A 19,727-nucleotide genomic window follows, 5' to 3' on the forward strand; every position below is an offset into this window, starting at 1 on the left:
ACCCCGACCCGCCACTACGCACACGTAGACTGCCCGGGCCACGCCGACTATGTTAAAAACATGATCACCGGTGCTGCCCAGATGGATGGCGCGATCCTGGTTGTTGCTGCGACTGACGGCCCGATGCCGCAGACCCGTGAGCACATCCTGCTGGGTCGCCAGGTAGGCGTTCCGTTCATCATCGTGTTCCTGAACAAATGCGACATGGTTGATGACGAAGAGCTGCTGGAACTGGTTGAGATGGAAGTTCGTGAACTCCTGTCCCAGTACGATTTCCCGGGCGACGACACCCCGATCGTACGTGGTTCTGCACTGAAAGCGCTGGAAGGCGAAGCACAGTGGGAAGAGAAAATCATCGAACTGGCTGGCTACCTGGATTCTTACATCCCGGAACCAGAGCGTGCGATTGACAAGCCGTTCCTGCTGCCTATCGAAGACGTATTCTCCATCTCCGGCCGTGGTACTGTTGTTACCGGTCGTGTAGAGCGCGGTATCGTTAAAGTGGGTGAAGAAGTTGAAATCGTTGGTATCAAAGATACGGCGAAATCCACCTGTACCGGCGTTGAAATGTTCCGCAAACTGCTGGACGAAGGCCGTGCGGGCGAGAACGTGGGTGTTCTGCTGCGTGGTATCAAACGTGAAGAAATCGAACGTGGTCAGGTACTGGCTAAGCCGGGTTCCATCAAGCCGCACACCAAATTCGAATCTGAAGTTTACATCCTGTCCAAAGATGAAGGCGGCCGTCATACTCCGTTCTTCAAAGGCTACCGTCCGCAGTTCTACTTCCGTACAACTGACGTGACTGGCACCATCGAACTGCCGGAAGGTGTTGAGATGGTAATGCCGGGCGACAACATCAAAATGGTTGTTACCCTGATCCACCCGATCGCGATGGATGACGGTCTGCGTTTCGCAATCCGTGAAGGCGGCCGTACCGTTGGCGCGGGCGTTGTTGCTAAAGTTCTCAGCTAATCGCTGATAATATTTGACGCAATGCGCAAGAAAAGGGCATCATTTGATGCCCTTTTTGTACGCTTTCGAACCAGAACCTGGCTCATCAGTGATTTTTTACATCATAATCATTGCTGAGACAGGCTCTGTAGAAGGCGTGGAGTCCGAAACATAATTTTCGGTTTGGATCGCCTCGCATACGCGGGGTGAAAATGTTTGTAGAATACTTCTGACAGGTTGGTTTATGAGTGCGAATACCGAAGCTCAAGGGAGCGGGCGCGGCCTGGAAGCGATGAAGTGGATTGCTGTTGCTGCGCTCCTGATCGTGGCTATCGTCGGCAACTATCTTTATCGTGACATGATGCTGCCGTTACGCGCGCTGGCAGTAGTGATTTTAATTGCTGCAGCGGGTGGTGTCGCGCTGTTGACGACGAAGGGTAAAGCGACTGTTGCTTTTGCCCGTGAAGCGAGAACCGAAGTCCGTAAAGTGATTTGGCCAACTCGCCAGGAAACATTGCACACCACGCTGATTGTGGCAGCAGTAACTGCTGTTATGTCACTGATCCTGTGGGGACTGGATGGTATTCTGGTTCGCCTGGTATCCTTTATCACTGGCCTGAGGTTCTGAGATGTCTGAAGCCCCTAAAAAGCGCTGGTACGTCGTTCAGGCGTTTTCCGGTTTTGAAGGCCGCGTAGCGACTTCGCTGCGTGAGCATATCAAATTACACAATATGGAAGAGTTGTTTGGTGAAGTCATGGTACCGACCGAAGAAGTGGTCGAAATCCGTGGCGGCCAGCGCCGCAAAAGCGAGCGTAAATTCTTCCCGGGTTACGTTCTGGTTCAAATGGTCATGAACGATGCGAGCTGGCACCTTGTGCGCAGCGTACCGCGCGTGATGGGCTTCATCGGTGGGACGTCCGATCGTCCTGCACCGATCAGCGACAAAGAAGTCGATGCCATCATGAATCGTCTGCAGCAGGTTGGCGATAAACCGCGTCCGAAAACCCTGTTTGAACCGGGTGAAATGGTCCGCGTTAACGACGGCCCGTTTGCTGACTTTAACGGTGTGGTTGAAGAGGTGGATTACGAGAAGTCTCGCCTGAAAGTGTCTGTTTCTATTTTCGGTCGTGCGACCCCGGTAGAGCTGGACTTTGCTCAGGTAGAGAAAGCGTAACAGCCGATCAAAAAAGCGACGATTTAATCGTTGCACAAGGCGCGAGATTGACATACAATTTCGCGCCTTTTGTTTTTATGGGTCATATGCCCGTAAAACACAGTATTAATCACGGGGAGCCTTTTCAAGGCGCTATACCCAAACGAGGAAATTGCAATGGCTAAGAAAGTCCAGGCCTACGTCAAGCTGCAGGTTGCAGCTGGCATGGCAAACCCGAGTCCGCCAGTTGGTCCGGCTCTGGGTCAGCAGGGTGTTAACATCATGGAATTCTGTAAAGCGTTCAACGCGAAAACTGATTCCATCGAAAAAGGTCTGCCGATTCCGGTTGTTATTACCGTTTACGCTGACCGTTCTTTCACTTTCGTTACCAAAACGCCTCCGGCAGCAGTTCTGCTGAAGAAAGCAGCTGGTATCAAGTCTGGTTCCGGCAAGCCGAACAAAGACAAAGTGGGTAAAATTTCTCGCGCTCAGCTGCAGGAAATTGCTCAAACTAAAGCTGCGGACATGACTGGTTCTGACGTTGAAGCGATGACTCGCTCCATCGAAGGTACTGCTCGTTCCATGGGCCTGGTAGTGGAGGATTAAGAAATGGCTAAACTGACCAAGCGCATGCGCGTGATCCGTGACAAAGTTGATTCTACCAAACAGTACGATATCAACGAAGCCATCGCTCTGCTGAAAGAGCTGGCCACCGCTAAATTCAACGAAAGCGTTGATGTTGCTGTTAACCTCGGCATCGATGCTCGTAAATCTGACCAGAACGTACGTGGTGCAACTGTACTGCCGCACGGTACTGGCCGTTCTGTTCGCGTTGCCGTATTTACCCAGGGCCCGAACGCTGAAGCAGCTAAAGCTGCTGGCGCTGAGCTGGTAGGTATGGAAGATCTGGCTGAACAGATCAAGAAAGGCGAAATGAACTTTGACGTTGTTATTGCTTCCCCGGATGCAATGCGCGTTGTTGGTCAGCTGGGCCAGGTTCTGGGTCCACGCGGCCTGATGCCTAACCCGAAAGTTGGTACTGTAACGCCTAACGTTGCTGAAGCGGTTAAGAACGCTAAAGCAGGTCAGGTTCGTTATCGTAACGACAAAAACGGCATCATCCACACCACCATCGGTAAAGTGGACTTTGACGCTGACAAACTGAAAGAAAACCTGGAATCTCTGCTGGTTGCGCTGAAAAAAGCTAAACCGACTCAGGCGAAAGGCGTGTACATCAAGAAAGTTAGCATCTCCACCACCATGGGTGCAGGTGTTGCAGTAGATCAGTCTGGTCTGACTGCGGTGGCGAACTAATATTCGCCTTTACGTGGGCGGTGGATTTGTCTACAATCTTCGCCCACGAAAAGATTTTCGGTTGGAGCCTGGCCTAATCCAGGCCTCCGTCCAAGACCGCAGGTGTTTCGCAAGAAACTTAATTGCCTGCGTAGACGGTGACAGAACCTGAAGACATTTTATAAGTATCTTTGGCTTGTTTCTGCTCACCGTATTAAGACGCTCTTTTCTTTGAGAAGAGTGAAGTGAGTTCCAGGGCATGAGCCCTGGCAAACATCCAGGAGCAAAGCTAATGGCTTTAAATCTTCAAGACAAACAAGCGATTGTTGCTGAAGTCAGCGAAGTAGCCAAAGGCGCGCTGTCTGCGGTTGTTGCGGATTCCCGTGGCGTTACCGTAGATAAAATGACCGAACTGCGTAAAGCAGGTCGCGAAGCCGGCGTTTACATGCGTGTTGTTCGTAACACCCTGCTGCGCCGTGTTGTTGAAGGTACTCAGTTTGAGTGCCTGAAAGACGCGTTCGTTGGTCCGACCTTAATTGCATATTCTATGGAACACCCGGGCGCTGCTGCTCGTCTGTTCAAAGATTTCGCGAAAGCGAATGCAAAATTTGAGGTTAAAGCCGCTGCCTTTGAAGGTGAGTTGATTCCGGCGTCCCAGATTGATCGCCTGGCAACTCTGCCGACTTACGAAGAAGCAATTGCACGCCTGATGGCAACCATGAAAGAAGCTTCGGCTGGCAAACTGGTTCGCACTCTGGCTGCTGTACGCGATGCCAAAGAAGCTGCTTAATCGCGCTTTTCTTTGTAAAGCATTTGCTTACGTATAAACTTATTCTGATATTCAGGAACAATTTAAATGTCTATCACTAAAGATCAAATCATTGAAGCAGTATCCGCTATGTCCGTAATGGACGTTGTAGAACTGATTTCTGCAATGGAAGAAAAATTCGGTGTTTCTGCTGCTGCTGCTGTAGCTGTTGCTGCGGGCCCGGCTGAAGTTGCTGAAGAAAAAACCGAGTTCGACGTTGTTCTTAAAGCCGTTGGCGCTAACAAAGTTGCTGTGATCAAAGCAGTACGTGGCGCAACTGGCCTGGGTCTGAAAGAAGCTAAAGACCTGGTAGAATCTGCTCCGGCCGCTCTGAAAGAAGGCGTGAGCAAAGATGACGCTGAAGCTCTGAAAAAATCTCTGGAAGAAGCTGGCGCTGAAGTTGAAGTTAAATAAGCCAACCCTTCCGGTTGCAGCCTGAGAAATTAGGCTGATGGCTGGTGACTTTTTAGTCACCAGCCTTTTTGCGCTGTAGGGTGTCAGTAGTGTTTCACACTGTTTGACTACTGGCTTCCCCTCACAATGCTTGTTTCTATCGACGACTTAATATACTGCGACAGAGCTTAAGTTCTGTGTAAATCGTAATGAAATGGTTTAAGCGTGATAGCAACAAGCATTGCGGAAAGTTCTTCTCTTTCCGGTCAACAAAATAGTGTTGCACAAACTGCTCCCTTCGTCGGGCAGATGGGTCGACTTGTCAGCGAGCTGAGGAACCCTATGGTTTACTCCTATACCGAGAAAAAACGTATTCGTAAGGATTTTGGAAAACGTCCGCAAGTACTGGACATTCCTTATCTCCTTTCTATCCAGCTTGACTCGTTCCAGAAGTTTATCGAGCAAGATCCTGAAGGACAGTACGGTCTGGAAGCAGCATTCCGTTCCGTGTTCCCGATCACGAGTTACAGCGGCAATTCGGAACTGCAATACGTCAGCTACCGTCTTGGCGAACCTGTTTTTGATGTTAAAGAATGTCAGATCCGTGGCGTGACCTATTCGGCACCGCTGCGCGTGAAACTGCGTCTGGTGATCTACGAGCGCGAAGCGCCGGAAGGCACCGTTAAAGACATCAAAGAGCAAGAAGTTTACATGGGCGAAATTCCGCTCATGACCGATAACGGTACCTTTGTTATTAACGGTACTGAGCGCGTTATCGTGTCTCAGCTTCACCGTAGCCCAGGCGTCTTCTTTGACTCCGACAAAGGCAAAACCCACTCATCGGGTAAAGTGCTTTATAACGCACGTATCATTCCTTACCGTGGTTCCTGGCTGGACTTCGAATTCGATCCGAAAGACAACCTGTTTGTGCGTATTGACCGTCGCCGTAAACTGCCTGCGACCATCATTCTGCGTGCACTGAACTACACCACTGAACAGATCCTTGACCTGTTCTTTGACAAAGTTATTTTCGAAATCCGCGACAACAAGCTGCAAATGGAGCTCGTACCTGAGCGCCTGCGTGGTGAAACCGCGTCTTTCGACATCGAATTTGACGGCAAAGTGTATGTGGAAAAAGGTCGCCGTATTACCGCGCGCCACATCCGCCAGCTGGAAAAAGACGAAGTTAAACAGATCGAAGTACCGGTTGAGTACATCGCAGGTAAAGTTGCCGCTAAAGACTATGTTGATACGTCTACTGGCGAGCTGATTTGCCCGGCGAACATGGAACTGAGCCTGGATCTGCTGGCTAAGCTGAGCCAGTCTGGTCACAAGCGTATCGAAACGCTGTTCACCAACGATCTGGATCACGGTGCTTATATCTCCGAGACCGTGCGTGTCGACCCAACCAACGATCGCCTGAGCGCGCTGGTTGAGATCTACCGCATGATGCGTCCTGGTGAACCACCGACGCGTGAAGCGGCTGAAAGCCTGTTCGAGAACCTGTTCTTCTCCGAAGACCGCTATGACCTGTCTGCGGTTGGTCGTATGAAGTTCAACCGTTCCCTGCTGCGTGATGAAATCGAAGGCTCCGGTATCCTGAGCAAAGACGACATCATCCAGGTAATGAAAAAGCTGATCGGCATCCGTAACGGCCAGGGCGAAGTGGATGATATCGACCACCTCGGCAACCGTCGTATCCGTTCCGTAGGCGAAATGGCGGAAAACCAATTCCGCGTTGGCCTGGTACGTGTAGAGCGTGCGGTGAAAGAGCGTCTGTCTCTGGGCGATCTGGATACCCTGATGCCTCAGGACATGATCAACGCCAAGCCGATTTCTGCGGCAGTGAAAGAGTTCTTCGGTTCCAGCCAGCTGTCTCAGTTTATGGACCAGAACAACCCGCTGTCTGAGATTACGCACAAACGTCGTATCTCTGCACTCGGCCCAGGCGGTCTGACCCGTGAACGCGCAGGCTTTGAAGTTCGAGACGTACACCCGACCCACTACGGTCGCGTATGTCCTATCGAAACGCCTGAAGGTCCGAACATCGGTCTGATCAACTCCCTGTCCGTTTACGCACAGACTAACGAATACGGCTTCCTTGAGACTCCGTACCGTAAAGTGTCCGACGGCGTGGTGACTGACGAGATCCATTACCTTTCTGCAATTGAAGAAGGTAACTACGTTATCGCTCAGGCGAACACCAACCTCAGCGAAGAAGGCCGTTTCGTTGACGATCTGGTGACTTGCCGTAGCAAAGGCGAATCCAGTCTGTTCAGCGCAGATCAGGTTGACTACATGGACGTATCCACCCAGCAGGTGGTTTCCGTCGGTGCGTCCCTGATCCCGTTCCTGGAACACGATGACGCCAACCGTGCATTGATGGGTGCGAACATGCAACGTCAGGCGGTTCCGACTCTGCGCGCTGATAAGCCGCTGGTGGGTACCGGTATGGAACGTGCTGTTGCCGTTGACTCCGGTGTAACTGCGGTTGCTAAACGTGGCGGTACTGTTCAGTACGTGGATGCTTCCCGTATCGTTATCAAAGTTAACGAAGACGAGATGTACCCGGGCGAAGCGGGTATCGACATCTACAACCTGACCAAATACACCCGTTCTAACCAGAACACCTGCATCAACCAGATGCCGTGTGTCTCTCTGGGTGAGCCGGTTGAGCGCGGCGACGTGCTGGCAGATGGCCCTTCTACCGACCTCGGTGAACTGGCGCTCGGTCAGAACATGCGCGTAGCGTTCATGCCGTGGAATGGTTACAACTTCGAAGACTCCATCCTCGTATCCGAGCGTGTTGTTCAGGAAGACCGTTTCACCACCATCCACATTCAGGAACTGGCCTGTGTGTCCCGCGACACCAAGCTGGGGCCGGAAGAGATCACCGCTGACATCCCGAACGTGGGTGAAGCTGCGCTCTCCAAACTGGATGAATCCGGTATCGTGTACATCGGTGCTGAAGTGACCGGTGGCGACATTCTGGTTGGTAAGGTAACGCCGAAAGGTGAAACCCAGCTGACGCCAGAAGAGAAACTGCTGCGTGCGATCTTCGGTGAGAAAGCGTCTGACGTTAAAGACTCTTCTCTGCGTGTACCAAACGGTGTTTCCGGTACGGTTATCGACGTTCAGGTCTTCACCCGCGATGGCGTGGAAAAAGACAAACGTGCGCTGGAAATCGAAGAGATGCAGCTGAAGCAGGCGAAGAAAGACCTGTCTGAAGAACTGCAGATCCTCGAAGCTGGCCTGTTCAGCCGTATCCATTCCGTGCTGGTGTCCGGTGGCGTTGAAGCTGAGAAGCTCGACAAACTGCCGCGCGACCGCTGGCTGGAACTCGGTCTGACCGACGAAGATAAGCAAAACCAGCTGGAACAGCTGGCTGAGCAGTACGACGAACTGAAACACGAATTCGAGAAAAAACTCGAAGCGAAACGTCGCAAAATCACTCAGGGCGATGACCTGGCACCGGGCGTGCTGAAAATCGTTAAAGTGTATCTGGCCGTTAAACGTCAGATTCAGCCGGGTGACAAAATGGCGGGTCGTCACGGTAACAAGGGTGTTATCTCTAAGATCAACCCGATCGAAGACATGCCTTACGATGAAAACGGCACGCCGGTAGACATCGTACTGAACCCGCTGGGCGTACCGTCTCGTATGAACATCGGTCAGATTCTGGAAACCCACCTGGGTATGGCTGCGAAAGGCATCGGCGAGAAAATCAACGCCATGCTGAAACAGCAGGAAGAAGTCGCGAAACTGCGCGAATTCATCCAGCGTGCTTACGATCTGGGCACCGACGTTCGTCAGAAAGTTGACCTGAATACCTTCAGCGATGAAGAAGTACTGCGTCTGGCTGAAAACCTGCGTAAAGGTATGCCGATCGCAACGCCGGTATTCGACGGTGCGAAAGAGTCTGAAATCAAGGAACTGTTACAGCTGGGTGGCCTGCCGACGTCTGGTCAGATTACCCTGTTCGACGGTCGTACCGGTGAGCAGTTCGAGCGCCAGGTTACCGTTGGCTACATGTACATGCTGAAACTGAACCACCTGGTCGATGACAAGATGCATGCGCGTTCTACCGGTTCTTACAGCCTGGTTACTCAGCAGCCGCTGGGTGGTAAGGCGCAGTTCGGTGGTCAGCGCTTCGGGGAGATGGAAGTGTGGGCGCTTGAAGCATACGGCGCGGCATACACCCTGCAGGAAATGCTCACTGTTAAGTCTGATGACGTTAACGGTCGTACCAAGATGTATAAAAACATCGTGGACGGCAACCATCAGATGGAACCAGGCATGCCAGAATCCTTCAACGTACTGTTGAAAGAGATTCGTTCGCTGGGTATCAACATCGAGCTGGAAGACGAGTAACTCTCGCTCAAACAGGTCACTGGTGTCGGGGTCACTCCCGGCACCAGATTGTGCTAACTCCGACGGGAGCAAATCCGTGAAAGATTTATTAAAGTTTCTGAAAGCGCAGACTAAAACCGAAGAGTTTGATGCGATCAAAATTGCTCTGGCTTCGCCAGACATGATCCGTTCATGGTCTTTCGGTGAAGTTAAAAAGCCGGAAACCATCAACTACCGTACGTTCAAACCTGAACGTGACGGCCTTTTCTGTGCGCGTATTTTCGGGCCAGTAAAAGATTACGAGTGCCTGTGCGGTAAGTACAAGCGCCTGAAACACCGTGGTGTGATTTGTGAGAAGTGCGGCGTTGAAGTGACCCAGACTAAAGTGCGTCGTGAGCGCATGGGCCACATCGAGCTGGCGTCTCCGACTGCCCACATTTGGTTCCTGAAATCTCTGCCGTCCCGTATCGGCCTGCTGCTGGATATGCCGCTGCGCGATATCGAACGTGTTCTGTACTTCGAATCCTATGTGGTTATCGAAGGCGGTATGACCAATCTGGAACGTAACCAGATCCTGACCGAAGAACAATATCTGGACGCGCTGGAAGAGTTCGGTGACGAATTCGACGCGAAGATGGGTGCGGAAGCTATTCAGGCCCTGCTGAAAAGCATGGATCTGGAGCAAGAGTGCGAGCAGCTGCGTGAAGAGCTGAACGAAACCAACTCCGAAACCAAGCGTAAAAAGCTGACCAAGCGTATCAAACTGCTGGAAGCGTTCGTACAGTCTGGCAACAAGCCGGAGTGGATGATCCTGACCGTTCTGCCGGTTCTGCCGCCAGATCTGCGTCCGCTGGTTCCGCTGGATGGTGGTCGTTTCGCAACGTCGGATCTGAACGATCTGTATCGTCGCGTTATCAACCGTAACAACCGTCTGAAACGTCTGCTGGATCTGGCTGCGCCGGACATCATCGTACGCAACGAAAAACGTATGCTGCAGGAAGCGGTTGACGCCCTGCTGGATAACGGTCGTCGCGGTCGTGCGATCACCGGTTCTAACAAACGTCCTCTGAAATCTTTGGCCGACATGATCAAAGGTAAACAGGGTCGTTTCCGTCAGAACCTGCTCGGTAAGCGTGTTGACTACTCCGGTCGTTCTGTAATCACCGTAGGTCCATACCTGCGTCTGCATCAGTGCGGTCTGCCGAAGAAAATGGCACTGGAGCTGTTCAAACCGTTTATCTACGGCAAGCTGGAACTGCGTGGCCTTGCGACCACCATTAAAGCTGCGAAGAAAATGGTTGAGCGCGAAGAAGCTGTCGTTTGGGATATCCTGGACGAAGTTATCCGCGAACACCCGGTACTGCTGAACCGTGCACCAACCCTGCACCGTTTGGGTATCCAGGCATTTGAACCGGTACTGATCGAAGGTAAAGCTATCCAGCTGCACCCGCTGGTTTGTGCGGCATACAACGCCGACTTCGATGGTGACCAGATGGCAGTACACGTTCCGCTGACGCTTGAAGCTCAGTTGGAAGCGCGTGCGCTGATGATGTCTACCAACAACATCCTGTCCCCGGCGAACGGCGAACCAATCATCGTTCCGTCTCAGGACGTTGTACTGGGTCTGTACTACATGACCCGTGACTGTGTTAACGCCAAAGGCGAAGGCATGGTGCTGACTGGCCCGAAAGAAGCTGAGCGTATTTACCGCGCTGGCCTGGCCTCTCTGCATGCGCGCGTTAAAGTGCGTATCACCGAATACGAAAAAGATGCACAGGGCGAATTCGTTGCGAAAACCAGCCTGATCGATACGACCGTTGGCCGTGCGATCCTGTGGATGATCGTACCGAAAGGCCTGCCTTTCTCCATCGTCAACCAGGCGCTGGGCAAGAAAGCAATCTCCAAAATGCTGAACACCTGTTACCGCATTCTGGGCCTGAAACCGACCGTTATTTTTGCGGACCAGACGATGTACACCGGCTTTGCTTATGCAGCGCGTTCAGGTGCATCCGTTGGTATTGATGACATGGTCATCCCGGAGAAAAAACACGAAATCATCTCTGAGGCAGAAGCCGAAGTTGCTGAGATTCAGGAACAGTTCCAGTCCGGTCTGGTAACAGCGGGCGAACGCTATAACAAAGTTATCGATATCTGGGCTGCGGCGAACGATCGTGTATCCAAAGCGATGATGGATAACCTGCAAACTGAAACCGTCATTAACCGTGAAGGTAAAGAAGAGCAGCAGGTTTCCTTCAACAGCATCTACATGATGGCCGACTCCGGTGCGCGTGGTTCTGCGGCACAGATTCGTCAGCTTGCTGGTATGCGTGGTCTGATGGCGAAGCCGGATGGCTCCATCATCGAAACGCCGATCACCGCGAACTTCCGTGAAGGTCTGAACGTACTCCAGTACTTCATCTCCACGCACGGTGCACGTAAAGGTCTGGCGGATACCGCACTGAAAACGGCGAACTCCGGTTATCTGACGCGTCGTCTGGTTGACGTTGCGCAGGATCTGGTTGTTACCGAAGACGACTGTGGCACGCTGGAAGGCATCACCATGACCCCGGTTATCGAGGGTGGTGACGTTAAAGAGCCGCTGCGCGATCGCGTTCTGGGTCGTGTGACCGCTGAAGACGTGCTGAAGCCGGGTACGGCAGATATCCTGGTGCCGCGTAATACGCTGCTCCATGAACACTGGTGTGACCTGCTGGAAGACAACTCTGTTGACTCCGTGAAAGTGCGTTCCGTTGTATCCTGTGACACCGACTTTGGTGTGTGTGCTCACTGCTATGGTCGTGACCTGGCGCGTGGCCACATCATCAACAAAGGTGAAGCAATCGGCGTTATCGCGGCACAGTCCATCGGTGAGCCGGGTACACAGCTGACGATGCGTACGTTCCACATCGGTGGTGCGGCATCTCGTGCGGCTGCTGAATCCAGCATCCAGGTGAAGAACAAAGGTAGCATTCGTCTCAGCAACGCGAAATCCGTTGTTAACTCCAGCGGTAAGCTGGTGGTGACCTCGCGTAACACTGAGCTGAAAATTATCGATGAATTCGGCCGTACTAAAGAAAGCTATAAAGTGCCTTACGGTGCTGCAATGGCGAAAGGCGATGGTGCACAGGTTGCTGGCGGCGAAACCGTTGCAAACTGGGATCCGCATACCATGCCGGTTATCACCGAAGTGGCAGGTTTCATCCGCTTCACCGATATGATCGATGGTCAGACGATTACCCGTCAGACTGACGAATTAACCGGTCTGTCATCGCTGGTGGTTCTGGATTCTGCAGAACGTACCGCGGGCGGTAAAGATCTGCGTCCGGCGCTGAAAATCGTTGATGCTAACGGTAACGACGTTCTGATCCCTGGTACCGATATGCCAGCTCAGTACTTCCTGCCAGGTAAAGCGATTGTGCAGCTGGAAGATGGTGTTCAAATCAGCGGTGGTGACACCCTGGCACGTATCCCGCAGGAATCCGGCGGTACCAAGGACATCACCGGTGGTCTGCCGCGCGTTGCGGATCTGTTCGAAGCACGTCGTCCGAAAGAGCCGGCAATCCTGGCTGAAATCAGCGGTATCATTTCCTTCGGTAAAGAAACCAAAGGGAAGCGTCGTCTGGTTATCACCCCGGTAGATGGCAGCGATCCGTACGAAGAGATGATCCCGAAATGGCGTCAGCTCAACGTGTTTGAAGGTGAACGTGTAGAACGTGGTGACGTAGTTTCCGACGGTCCGGAAGCACCGCACGACATTCTGCGTCTTCGTGGTGTTCACGCGGTTACGCGTTATATCACCAACGAAGTACAGGACGTTTACCGTCTGCAAGGCGTTAAGATCAACGATAAGCACATCGAAGTTATCGTGCGTCAGATGCTGCGTAAAGCGACCATCGAAAGTGCGGGAAGCTCCGACTTCCTCGAAGGTGAGCAGGCTGAATACTCTCGCGTCAAGATCGCTAACCGCGAACTGGAAGCGAACGGCAAAATCGCGGCAACATTCTCACGCGATCTGCTGGGTATCACCAAAGCGTCTCTGGCAACCGAGTCCTTCATCTCCGCGGCATCGTTCCAGGAGACCACTCGTGTGCTTACCGAAGCGGCCGTTGCGGGCAAACGCGACGAACTGCGCGGTCTGAAAGAGAACGTTATCGTGGGTCGTCTGATCCCGGCCGGTACCGGTTATGCGTACCACCAGGATCGTATGCGTCGTCGTGCAGCGGGCGAACTGCCTGCCGCACCGCAGGTTACTGCTGAAGATGCATCCGCGAGCCTGGCAGAACTGCTGAACGCAGGTCTGGGTGGTTCTGATAACGAGTAATCGTTAGCACCGCTAATAAAAAACCCGCTTCGGCGGGTTTTTTTTGGGTCTGTTTTGTTAACCCGGTAAACGTAACGTCACCGGGCATTCAGTTAGTTGAGCAGAGGCAGTCGACGATAGAGCTCGATCATATCGCCCGCCAGATCCTGAATCACCATCGCATTCATCAGGTGATCCTGAGAGTGGACGGTGATCAGATTTACCGGCAGCTTACCGGTGCCCTCATCAAAACCGATCAATTGAGTCTGAATGACATGCGCATGTTTCACATACTCACGCGACTCTTCCATCGCTTTCTCAGCCTCATCAAAATCGCCTTTTCGCGCCAGTTGCAGCGCCGTCAGGGCAGCACTTCGCGCCGCGCCTGCGTTAACCAGCAATTCCATAATGGTCGTTTCCAGATCTTCCATGACGTTACTCCAGCAGTTTCAGCGCTTTTTCGAGAACCACATCACCTTTCATCATGCCGTAATCCATCATATCGATGACGGCGACTTTCTTGCCCAGCGGATCGGCCTGTGCCTGCAATTTCGCCTGCTCATACTTCACCTGTGGGCCAAGCAAAACAATGTCGGCTGCATCGATATTGTCTTTAAACTCGGCAACCGGTACCGCTTTGATCGTCACCTCGACGCCTTTTTTCTGCGCCGCATCTTTCATACGTTGAACCAACATGCTGGTGGACATACCTGCCGCACAGCATAAAACGATGTTTTTCATAGTCAGCCTCGATGTTGATGGGATAATTGATAATTGTCCCCATCGCCGGGTTCAACAACCGCTTTACCGCGATTGTGTGTCAGGCATCACAAACAATCCCGCGTTGTTGAAACCGGTTACAATTTGTCACGTCCCAGGTAGGCGTCCCAGTCTTTCCACACGGGCTGCAAACCGCTTTTCTGTAATGCATGGGCGACCACTTCCGGGCGGCGGTCATCATGCGGGGCAAACTGCTCCAGTTCAGGGTGATTATCGGCATAGCCGCCGGGCTGCGTTTTGGAAAACGCGCTGACGTTGTTAATGGCCAGCGGAATAACGCGATCGCGAAACCACGGCGATTCCCGCGTCGACAGCGACAGCTCCACATCCGGCGCGAACAGGCGAAATGCGCAGATGGTTTGCACCAACTGGCGTTCATCCATAAGCGACGCAGGTTCAATCCCGCCCGCACAGGGGCGAAGGCGCGGAAACGAAATGGAATAGCGGCTCTGCCAGTAGCGCTGCTGTAGCCACAAAAGATGCTCCGCAACCATATAGCAATCCACCCGCCAGCTATCGGACAGCCCAATCAGCGCGCCAAGCCCAATCTTGTCGATCCCGGCGCGGCCCAGTCGGTCGGGCGTCTCCAGCCGCCAGAAAAAGTCCTGCTTTTGCCCTTTCAGATGATGCTTCGCGTAATGCCCTTCGTGATAGGTTTCCTGATACACCATCACCCCATCCAGGCCGAGCGCTTTCAGTTCCGCATACTCCTCCTGCGAAAGCGGCTGAACTTCCATCTGAAGTGAGGCGAACCGGCGGCGAATGGCGGGCAAATGCTGACGAAAATACGCCATACCCACTTTGGTCTGATGCTCACCGGTGACCAGAAGCAGGTGCTCAAAACCCAGTTCGCGGATGGCATCGCACTCGCGGGCGATTTCATCTGCATCCAGCGTTTTGCGCTTAATGCGGTTACTCATCGAAAAGCCGCAGTAAGTGCAGTCGTTGGCGCACAGGTTGGAGAGATAGAGCGGCACGTAAAAACTGATCGTATTACCAAAACGCTGGCGGGTGAGGCGTTGCGCGCGCTGCGCCAGCGGTTCCAGATACGCACCGGCAGCGGGGGAGAGCAGGGCCATCAGGTCATCGCGCGTCAACGACGAAGCGTTAAGCGCCCGTTCGACATCGGCGGGCGTTTTGCTGTTAATGCGCAGGCGAAGGTCATCCCAGTCCAGTTGCCGCCAGCGCTCGCTAAAGGTTTCCATCACAGCGCCTCCAGAAACGCGGTCAGCGGGCTGGTGGCTTCGGCAAACGCATGACGGGCACCGGGCACGGCCTGACGCGCCAGCACGCCCGCTTCCACCGCCAGCCGGAAGGCACGGGCCATCGTGACCGGATCGTCGGCCACCGCAATCGCCGTATTCACCAGCACGGCGTCTGCACCCATTTCCAGCGCGAGAGTCGCATGGCTCGGCGCACCAATTCCGGCATCCACCACCACCGGCACAGTAGCCTGAGCGATGATGATCTCCAGCATGGCGCGGGTTTCCAGACCACGGTTAGAACCGATAGGCGCGCCGAGGGGCATCACCGCGGCGCAGCCCGCGTCTTCAAGACGCTTGCACAGCACCGGGTCGGCCCCGCAGTAAGGCAGCACCACGAATCCCTCTTTCACCAGGATGTCAGCGGCCTTGAGTGTTTCGATCGGATCGGGCAGCAGCCAGCGGGCATCCGGGTGGATCTCCAGCTTCAGCCAGTTTGTGCCCAGCGCTTCTCTGGCGAGCCTGGCGGCAAACACCGCTTCGTCGGCAGTTTTCGCCCCGGAAGTGTTCGGCAGCAGCGTCACACCGGCTTCCTGTAACGGTGCGAGCAGGGCGTCGCTGCGCTGGTGAAGATCCACACGCTTCATGGCCAGCGTGACCAGCTGGCTGCCGGAAGCGCGGATCGCGTCGATCATGATCTGCGAGGAGGCAAATTTCCCCGTTCCGGTGAACAGATGGGAATCAAACGTTTTGTCTGCAATGCGTAACATATCAGCCTCCAGCGATAACCTGAAAAAGCAGGATCCGATCGCCGTCCTGCAACGTGTGTTGATCCCAGCGATCGCGCGGGACGATCTGCTCATTGAGCGCCAGCGCCGTGCCGGGTTGCCCCTGATTAAGCTGCGTCAGCAGGGCGCTTAAGGTCAGGTTGTCGGCGCACTGCATGGGTTCATCGTTAAACAGAATGCGCATGCAGCCCTCCGCAAACCGGGCAATCCGCTGCGCGTTGCAGGCCGATCCTGCGCCAGTGATGGCTGCGGGCGTCAAACAGTCGCAGTTCGTTGCCCGCCACCGTCATACCGCTGAGCAGTTTGATCGCCTCCAGCGCCTGCAGGGTGCCCATCACACCGACCACCGGGCCGAGAATGCCCGCCGTGCGGCAGTTACGCTCCGGTTCGGCGTCGTCCGGCCACAGGCAGCGGTAGCAGCCGTGCGTCCAGGGTGGCGTCAGCACCATCAGTTGCCCGCCGAATCCGACGGCGCTGGCGGTAATCAGCGGTTTATTTTGCGCGACGCAGGCGGCGTTAATCGCCTGGCGGGATATCAGGCTGTCGGTGCAGTCGAGCACCACGTCAACCGCCGCAATTTGCTGGTGGAGCGCGTCACCGCTTAGCCGCTGCGCCAGGGCCACCAGTTCGGTTTCCGGGTTAAGCTGTTGCAGACGCAGGCGGGCCGCCTGCGCTTTCGGCCGCGCGATGTCGTCGGTGGTAAACAGGATTTGCCGTTGCAGGTTGCTGAGATGCACCGCGTCATCGTCAGCCAGTATCAGATGCCCCACGCCTGCCGCCGCCAGATAGAGCGCCGCGGGCGAGCCGAGCCCGCCGAGCCCGATGATTAACACCCGGCTGGCGAGCAGCTTTTGCTGCCCGTCAACGGCGATATCATCCAGCAGGATTTGGCGGCTGTAGCGCATAAAATCGTGATCATTCATCGCCCGCCCCCGCCCCCGCCAGTGTCAGAAGCTCTTTGGTTGCCGCGCGCCAGTCGGCGGCCTGCGTGATGGCGCTGACCACCGCGATGCTGCCCACGCCGGTGTCCAGCACGGCGGGTGCCCGCTCAAGACTGATGCCGCCAATCGCCACCGTCGGGTAATCTTCCAGCCGCGTAATATGCCGGGCCAGCTGTTGCAGCCCCTGCGGTGCAGACGGCATCTGCTTGGTTTGTGTCGGGAAAACATGACCGAGCGCGATATAGGAGGGTTTAGCCGCCAGCGCGATGTCGATTTCCATATCGTCGTGGGTAGACACGCCGAGGCGCAGGCCCGCATCACGAATCGCCTGCAAATCGGTGTCCTGTAAATCCTCCTGGCCGAGATGCACACCATACGCGCCGTGTTTGATCGCCAGTCGCCAGTAGTCATTGATAAACAGCCGCGCGTTATAACGGCGGCCAAGCGCGATCGCGGCGATCACATCGGCTTCCACCTCCTCATCGCGCCGATCTTTAATGCGTAGCTGAAGGGTACGCACACCCGCCTCAAGCAAACGCGCGATCCAGGCCACGCTGTCCACAACCGGATACAGCCCGAGGCGAAAGGGTACCGGCGGAAAATCAGGCTGATACATCAGACTTCCTCCCGCTTCAGATAGATTTCGCTGCCTTTGGCGCGGAAATTCTCTGACATATCTGCCATGCCCACTTCGATTGTCTGCGCGGCGGCGAAGTCGCGCACTTCCTGGCTGATTTTCATCGAGCAGAATTTTGGTCCGCACATGGAGCAGAAGTGCGCCACTTTGCCGGACTCCTGCGGCAGCGTTTCGTCGTGATACGCGCGGGCAGTGAAGGGATCTAGCGCCAGGTTAAACTGGTCTTCCCAGCGGAATTCAAAGCGCGCTTTCGACATCGCGTTATCGCGGATTTGAGCGCCAGGATGTCCCTTCGCCAGATCTGCGGCATGGGCGGCGATTTTATAGGTGATCAGCCCCTGCTTAACGTCCTCTTTGTTCGGCAGGCCGAGGTGCTCTTTTGGCGTCACATAGCACAGCATCGCACAGCCAAACCAGCCGATCATCGCCGCGCCAATGCCGGAGGTGAAGTGGTCGTAACCTGGTGCAATATCGGTGGTCAGCGGCCCAAGGGTATAAAACGGCGCTTCGTGACAGTGCTCCAGCTCTTCGGTCATGTTGCGGCGGATCATCTGCATCGGCACGTGACCGGGGCCTTCAATCATCACCTGCACGTCATATTCCCAGGCGATTTTGGTCAGTTCGCCCAGCGTATGCAGTTCGGCAAATTGCGCTTCGTCGTTGGCGTCCTGAATGGAGCCGGGGCGCAGGCCGTCGCCGAGCGAGAGCGAAACGTCATACGCGGCGCAGATCTGGCAGATCTCGCGGAAGCGTTCGTACAGGAAGTTTTCTTTATGGTGCGACAGGCACCATTTCGCCATGATCGAGCCGCCGCGCGAGACGATCCCGGTCAGGCGTCTGGCGGTCATCGGCACGTAGCGCAGCAGTACGCCCGCGTGAATGGTGAAGTAATCGACGCCCTGTTCGGCCTGCTCCAGCAGCGTGTCGCGGAAGGCTTCCCATGTCAGATCTTCGGCGATCCCGTTGACCTTCTCCAGTGCCTGATAGATCGGCACGGTGCCAATCGGGACCGGGCTGTTGCGCAGGATCCACTCGCGGGTTTCGTGGATGTAGCGCCCGGTGGAGAGGTCCATCACCGTGTCCGCGCCCCAGCGGGTGGACCACACCAGCTTTTCCACTTCTTCTTCGATGGAAGAGGTCACCGCCGAGTTGCCGATATTGGCGTTCACTTTTACCAGGAAATTACGCCCGATAATCATCGGCTCCGATTCCGGGTGGTTGATGTTAGCCGGAATAATTGCCCGCCCGGCGGCGACTTCATCGCGCACAAATTCCGGCGTGATGTTTTCCGGCAACTGCGCGCCGAAGCTCATACCGGGATGCTGCTGACGCAGTACGTCGGCGCGGATACGTTCGCGGCCCATGTTTTCGCGGATGGCGATAAACTCCATCTCCTGTGTCACGATCCCCCGGCGGGCATAGTGCAACTGCGTAACGCACTTCCCGGCTTTTGCCCGCTGCGGCGCGAGCAGGCCAGTAAAGCGCAGGTTATCCAGCCCGTCGTCAGCCAGGCGTTCTTTGGTGTAATCCGAACTGCGGTCGGTGAGCGTTTCGCTGTCTTCGCGGGCGGCAATCCAGGGTGCCCGAAGCTTTGCTAAACCCTGTTGTACGTTGATGGCGATGGCGGGATCGCCATAGGGGCCGGAGGTGTCATACACCGGAATCGCTTCGTTTTCTTCAAACTGCGGCGCGTCTTTACTGCCGCCGATAAGCGTCGGGCTGAGGATGATTTCGCGCATCGGGACACGGATATCCGGCTGCGATCCCTGGATATAAATACGCTGTGAGTTGGGAAAGGCGGTGCCTTCGAGGGTATCGATAAAGCGTTGGGCGTGCTCGCGCTGTTCGCGACGTGTAGGTTTAGTTGCAGACATAGCTCATTCCATATAGTCAGGACGTGGCTTGTCAGAACGACGGATGAAGCAAGAGGAATGGATCGCCGCAAGGCGATGCAACAGCAGATTAACTCTTGTTCCCTTCGCAGGTTCTAACCTGATCAGGTTCCGCGGATCCCGAATTAACGGTCTCAGCCGGTGCTTGCGCACGCGGCACTCCGACAAGAAATAACCCCGCTAAACGGGGCTGTGAAAATAAACTACGCGTTAATGTTTAAGATCTCAAGCCTGACGT

At 54.7% G+C, this 19,727-nt stretch carries 17 protein-coding genes and 1 riboswitch; of the genes, 9 read left to right on the forward strand and 8 right to left on the reverse strand.

The window, feature by feature from the left end:
• The 9 genes from tuf to rpoC form a co-directional block, all read left to right on the forward strand.
• The coding region (gene tuf / locus BM373_RS20875) for an elongation factor Tu (protein ID WP_090466006.1) at positions 1-972 on the forward strand (972 nt) is incomplete at its 5' end.
• Positions 973-1,195: 223 nt separating this feature from the next.
• Positions 1,196-1,579 (forward strand): preprotein translocase subunit SecE, encoded by a 384-nt coding sequence (secE, locus tag BM373_RS20880; protein WP_090466009.1) that lies wholly within the window; start codon positions 1,196-1,198, stop codon positions 1,577-1,579.
• Between the two features lies 1 nt (position 1,580).
• A complete protein-coding gene (gene nusG / locus BM373_RS20885) occupies positions 1,581-2,126 on the forward strand; it encodes a transcription termination/antitermination protein NusG (RefSeq protein WP_003862341.1) in 546 nt (181 codons plus the stop codon).
• Positions 2,127-2,282: 156 nt separating this feature from the next.
• Positions 2,283-2,711, forward strand: a complete 429-nt coding sequence (rplK, locus tag BM373_RS20890; RefSeq protein ID WP_090466012.1) for a 50S ribosomal protein L11 — start codon at positions 2,283-2,285, stop codon at positions 2,709-2,711.
• Positions 2,712-2,714: 3 nt separating this feature from the next.
• Positions 2,715-3,419 carry a 50S ribosomal protein L1 gene (rplA, locus tag BM373_RS20895; RefSeq protein ID WP_090466015.1) on the forward strand — a complete coding sequence of 235 codons (705 nt, stop codon included), beginning with the start codon at positions 2,715-2,717 and terminating at the stop codon, positions 3,417-3,419.
• A gap of 271 nt (positions 3,420-3,690) precedes the next feature.
• Positions 3,691-4,188, forward strand: a complete 498-nt coding sequence (rplJ, locus tag BM373_RS20905) for a 50S ribosomal protein L10 (protein WP_007704673.1) — start codon at positions 3,691-3,693, stop codon at positions 4,186-4,188.
• A gap of 66 nt (positions 4,189-4,254) precedes the next feature.
• On the forward strand, positions 4,255-4,620 hold the full coding sequence (gene rplL / locus BM373_RS20910) for a 50S ribosomal protein L7/L12 (protein WP_090466018.1): 366 nt from the start codon (positions 4,255-4,257) through the stop codon (positions 4,618-4,620).
• Positions 4,621-4,941: 321 nt separating this feature from the next.
• Positions 4,942-8,970 (forward strand): DNA-directed RNA polymerase subunit beta, encoded by a 4,029-nt coding sequence (gene rpoB / locus BM373_RS20915; RefSeq protein ID WP_090466021.1) that lies wholly within the window; start codon positions 4,942-4,944, stop codon positions 8,968-8,970.
• Between the two features lie 76 nt (positions 8,971-9,046).
• The gene (gene rpoC, locus BM373_RS20920) at positions 9,047-13,270 is read left to right on the forward strand and encodes a DNA-directed RNA polymerase subunit beta' (protein ID WP_090466024.1); all 4,224 of its coding nucleotides are present in this window, start codon (positions 9,047-9,049) and stop codon (positions 13,268-13,270) included.
• Between the two features lie 92 nt (positions 13,271-13,362).
• Here the strand turns inward: rpoC and BM373_RS20925 are convergent, their stop codons facing one another.
• From BM373_RS20925 to thiC, 8 genes are all read right to left on the reverse strand, one after another.
• Positions 13,363-13,680: a PTS lactose/cellobiose transporter subunit IIA gene (locus BM373_RS20925; protein ID WP_090466027.1), complete on the reverse strand. Its 318-nt coding sequence runs from the start codon at positions 13,678-13,680 to the stop codon at positions 13,363-13,365.
• Between the two features lie 4 nt (positions 13,681-13,684).
• Positions 13,685-13,990, reverse strand: coding sequence for a PTS sugar transporter subunit IIB (locus BM373_RS20930; RefSeq protein ID WP_090466031.1), 306 nt, complete (start codon positions 13,988-13,990; stop codon positions 13,685-13,687).
• A gap of 116 nt (positions 13,991-14,106) precedes the next feature.
• On the reverse strand, positions 14,107-15,234 hold the full coding sequence (gene thiH, locus BM373_RS20935; protein ID WP_090466033.1) for a 2-iminoacetate synthase ThiH: 1,128 nt from the start codon (positions 15,232-15,234) through the stop codon (positions 14,107-14,109).
• Positions 15,234-16,001 (reverse strand): thiazole synthase, encoded by a 768-nt coding sequence (thiG, locus tag BM373_RS20940; protein ID WP_090466035.1) that lies wholly within the window; start codon positions 15,999-16,001, stop codon positions 15,234-15,236. The genes thiH and thiG overlap by 1 nt, the downstream gene beginning before the upstream one ends.
• Position 16,002: 1 nt before the next feature.
• Positions 16,003-16,203, reverse strand: coding sequence for a sulfur carrier protein ThiS (thiS, locus tag BM373_RS20945; RefSeq protein WP_090466038.1), 201 nt, complete (start codon positions 16,201-16,203; stop codon positions 16,003-16,005).
• Positions 16,187-16,942: a HesA/MoeB/ThiF family protein gene (locus BM373_RS20950; protein ID WP_090466041.1), complete on the reverse strand. Its 756-nt coding sequence runs from the start codon at positions 16,940-16,942 to the stop codon at positions 16,187-16,189. Before BM373_RS20950 ends, thiS begins: the two co-directional genes overlap by 17 nt.
• Positions 16,935-17,576 carry a thiamine phosphate synthase gene (gene thiE, locus BM373_RS20955; protein WP_090466044.1) on the reverse strand — a complete coding sequence of 214 codons (642 nt, stop codon included), beginning with the start codon at positions 17,574-17,576 and terminating at the stop codon, positions 16,935-16,937. The genes BM373_RS20950 and thiE overlap by 8 nt, the downstream gene beginning before the upstream one ends.
• On the reverse strand, positions 17,576-19,471 hold the full coding sequence (gene thiC, locus BM373_RS20960) for a phosphomethylpyrimidine synthase ThiC (RefSeq protein WP_090466047.1): 1,896 nt from the start codon (positions 19,469-19,471) through the stop codon (positions 17,576-17,578). The genes thiE and thiC overlap by 1 nt, the downstream gene beginning before the upstream one ends.
• Before the next feature lie 82 nt (positions 19,472-19,553).
• A riboswitch (TPP riboswitch) is annotated at positions 19,554-19,663 on the reverse strand.
• Positions 19,664-19,727 lie beyond the last annotated feature (64 nt).

Source organism: Enterobacter sp. kpr-6, assembly GCF_900116015.1.
Lineage (GTDB): Bacteria > Pseudomonadota > Gammaproteobacteria > Enterobacterales > Enterobacteriaceae > Enterobacter_D.

What these genes read in the sequence shown, in the direction of transcription:
- secE (WP_090466009.1), top strand. Translation starts at nt 1,196, where the DNA reads ATGAGTGCGAATACCGAAGCTCAAGGGAGCGGGCGCGGCCTGGAAGCG.
- nusG (WP_003862341.1), top strand. Translation starts at nt 1,581, where the DNA reads ATGTCTGAAGCCCCTAAAAAGCGCTGGTACGTCGTTCAGGCGTTTTCC.
- rplK (WP_090466012.1), top strand. Translation starts at nt 2,283, where the DNA reads ATGGCTAAGAAAGTCCAGGCCTACGTCAAGCTGCAGGTTGCAGCTGGC.
- rplA (WP_090466015.1), top strand. Translation starts at nt 2,715, where the DNA reads ATGGCTAAACTGACCAAGCGCATGCGCGTGATCCGTGACAAAGTTGAT.
- rplJ (WP_007704673.1), top strand. Translation starts at nt 3,691, where the DNA reads ATGGCTTTAAATCTTCAAGACAAACAAGCGATTGTTGCTGAAGTCAGC.
- rplL (WP_090466018.1), top strand. Translation starts at nt 4,255, where the DNA reads ATGTCTATCACTAAAGATCAAATCATTGAAGCAGTATCCGCTATGTCC.
- rpoB (WP_090466021.1), top strand. Translation starts at nt 4,942, where the DNA reads ATGGTTTACTCCTATACCGAGAAAAAACGTATTCGTAAGGATTTTGGA.
- BM373_RS20925 (WP_090466027.1), bottom strand. Translation starts at nt 13,680, where the DNA reads ATGGAAGATCTGGAAACGACCATTATGGAATTGCTGGTTAACGCAGGC.
- BM373_RS20930 (WP_090466031.1), bottom strand. Translation starts at nt 13,990, where the DNA reads ATGAAAAACATCGTTTTATGCTGTGCGGCAGGTATGTCCACCAGCATG.
- thiH (WP_090466033.1), bottom strand. Translation starts at nt 15,234, where the DNA reads ATGGAAACCTTTAGCGAGCGCTGGCGGCAACTGGACTGGGATGACCTT.
- thiG (WP_090466035.1), bottom strand. Translation starts at nt 16,001, where the DNA reads ATGTTACGCATTGCAGACAAAACGTTTGATTCCCATCTGTTCACCGGA.
- thiS (WP_090466038.1), bottom strand. Translation starts at nt 16,203, where the DNA reads ATGCGCATTCTGTTTAACGATGAACCCATGCAGTGCGCCGACAACCTG.
- BM373_RS20950 (WP_090466041.1), bottom strand. Translation starts at nt 16,942, where the DNA reads ATGAATGATCACGATTTTATGCGCTACAGCCGCCAAATCCTGCTGGAT.
- thiE (WP_090466044.1), bottom strand. Translation starts at nt 17,576, where the DNA reads ATGTATCAGCCTGATTTTCCGCCGGTACCCTTTCGCCTCGGGCTGTAT.
- thiC (WP_090466047.1), bottom strand. Translation starts at nt 19,471, where the DNA reads ATGTCTGCAACTAAACCTACACGTCGCGAACAGCGCGAGCACGCCCAA.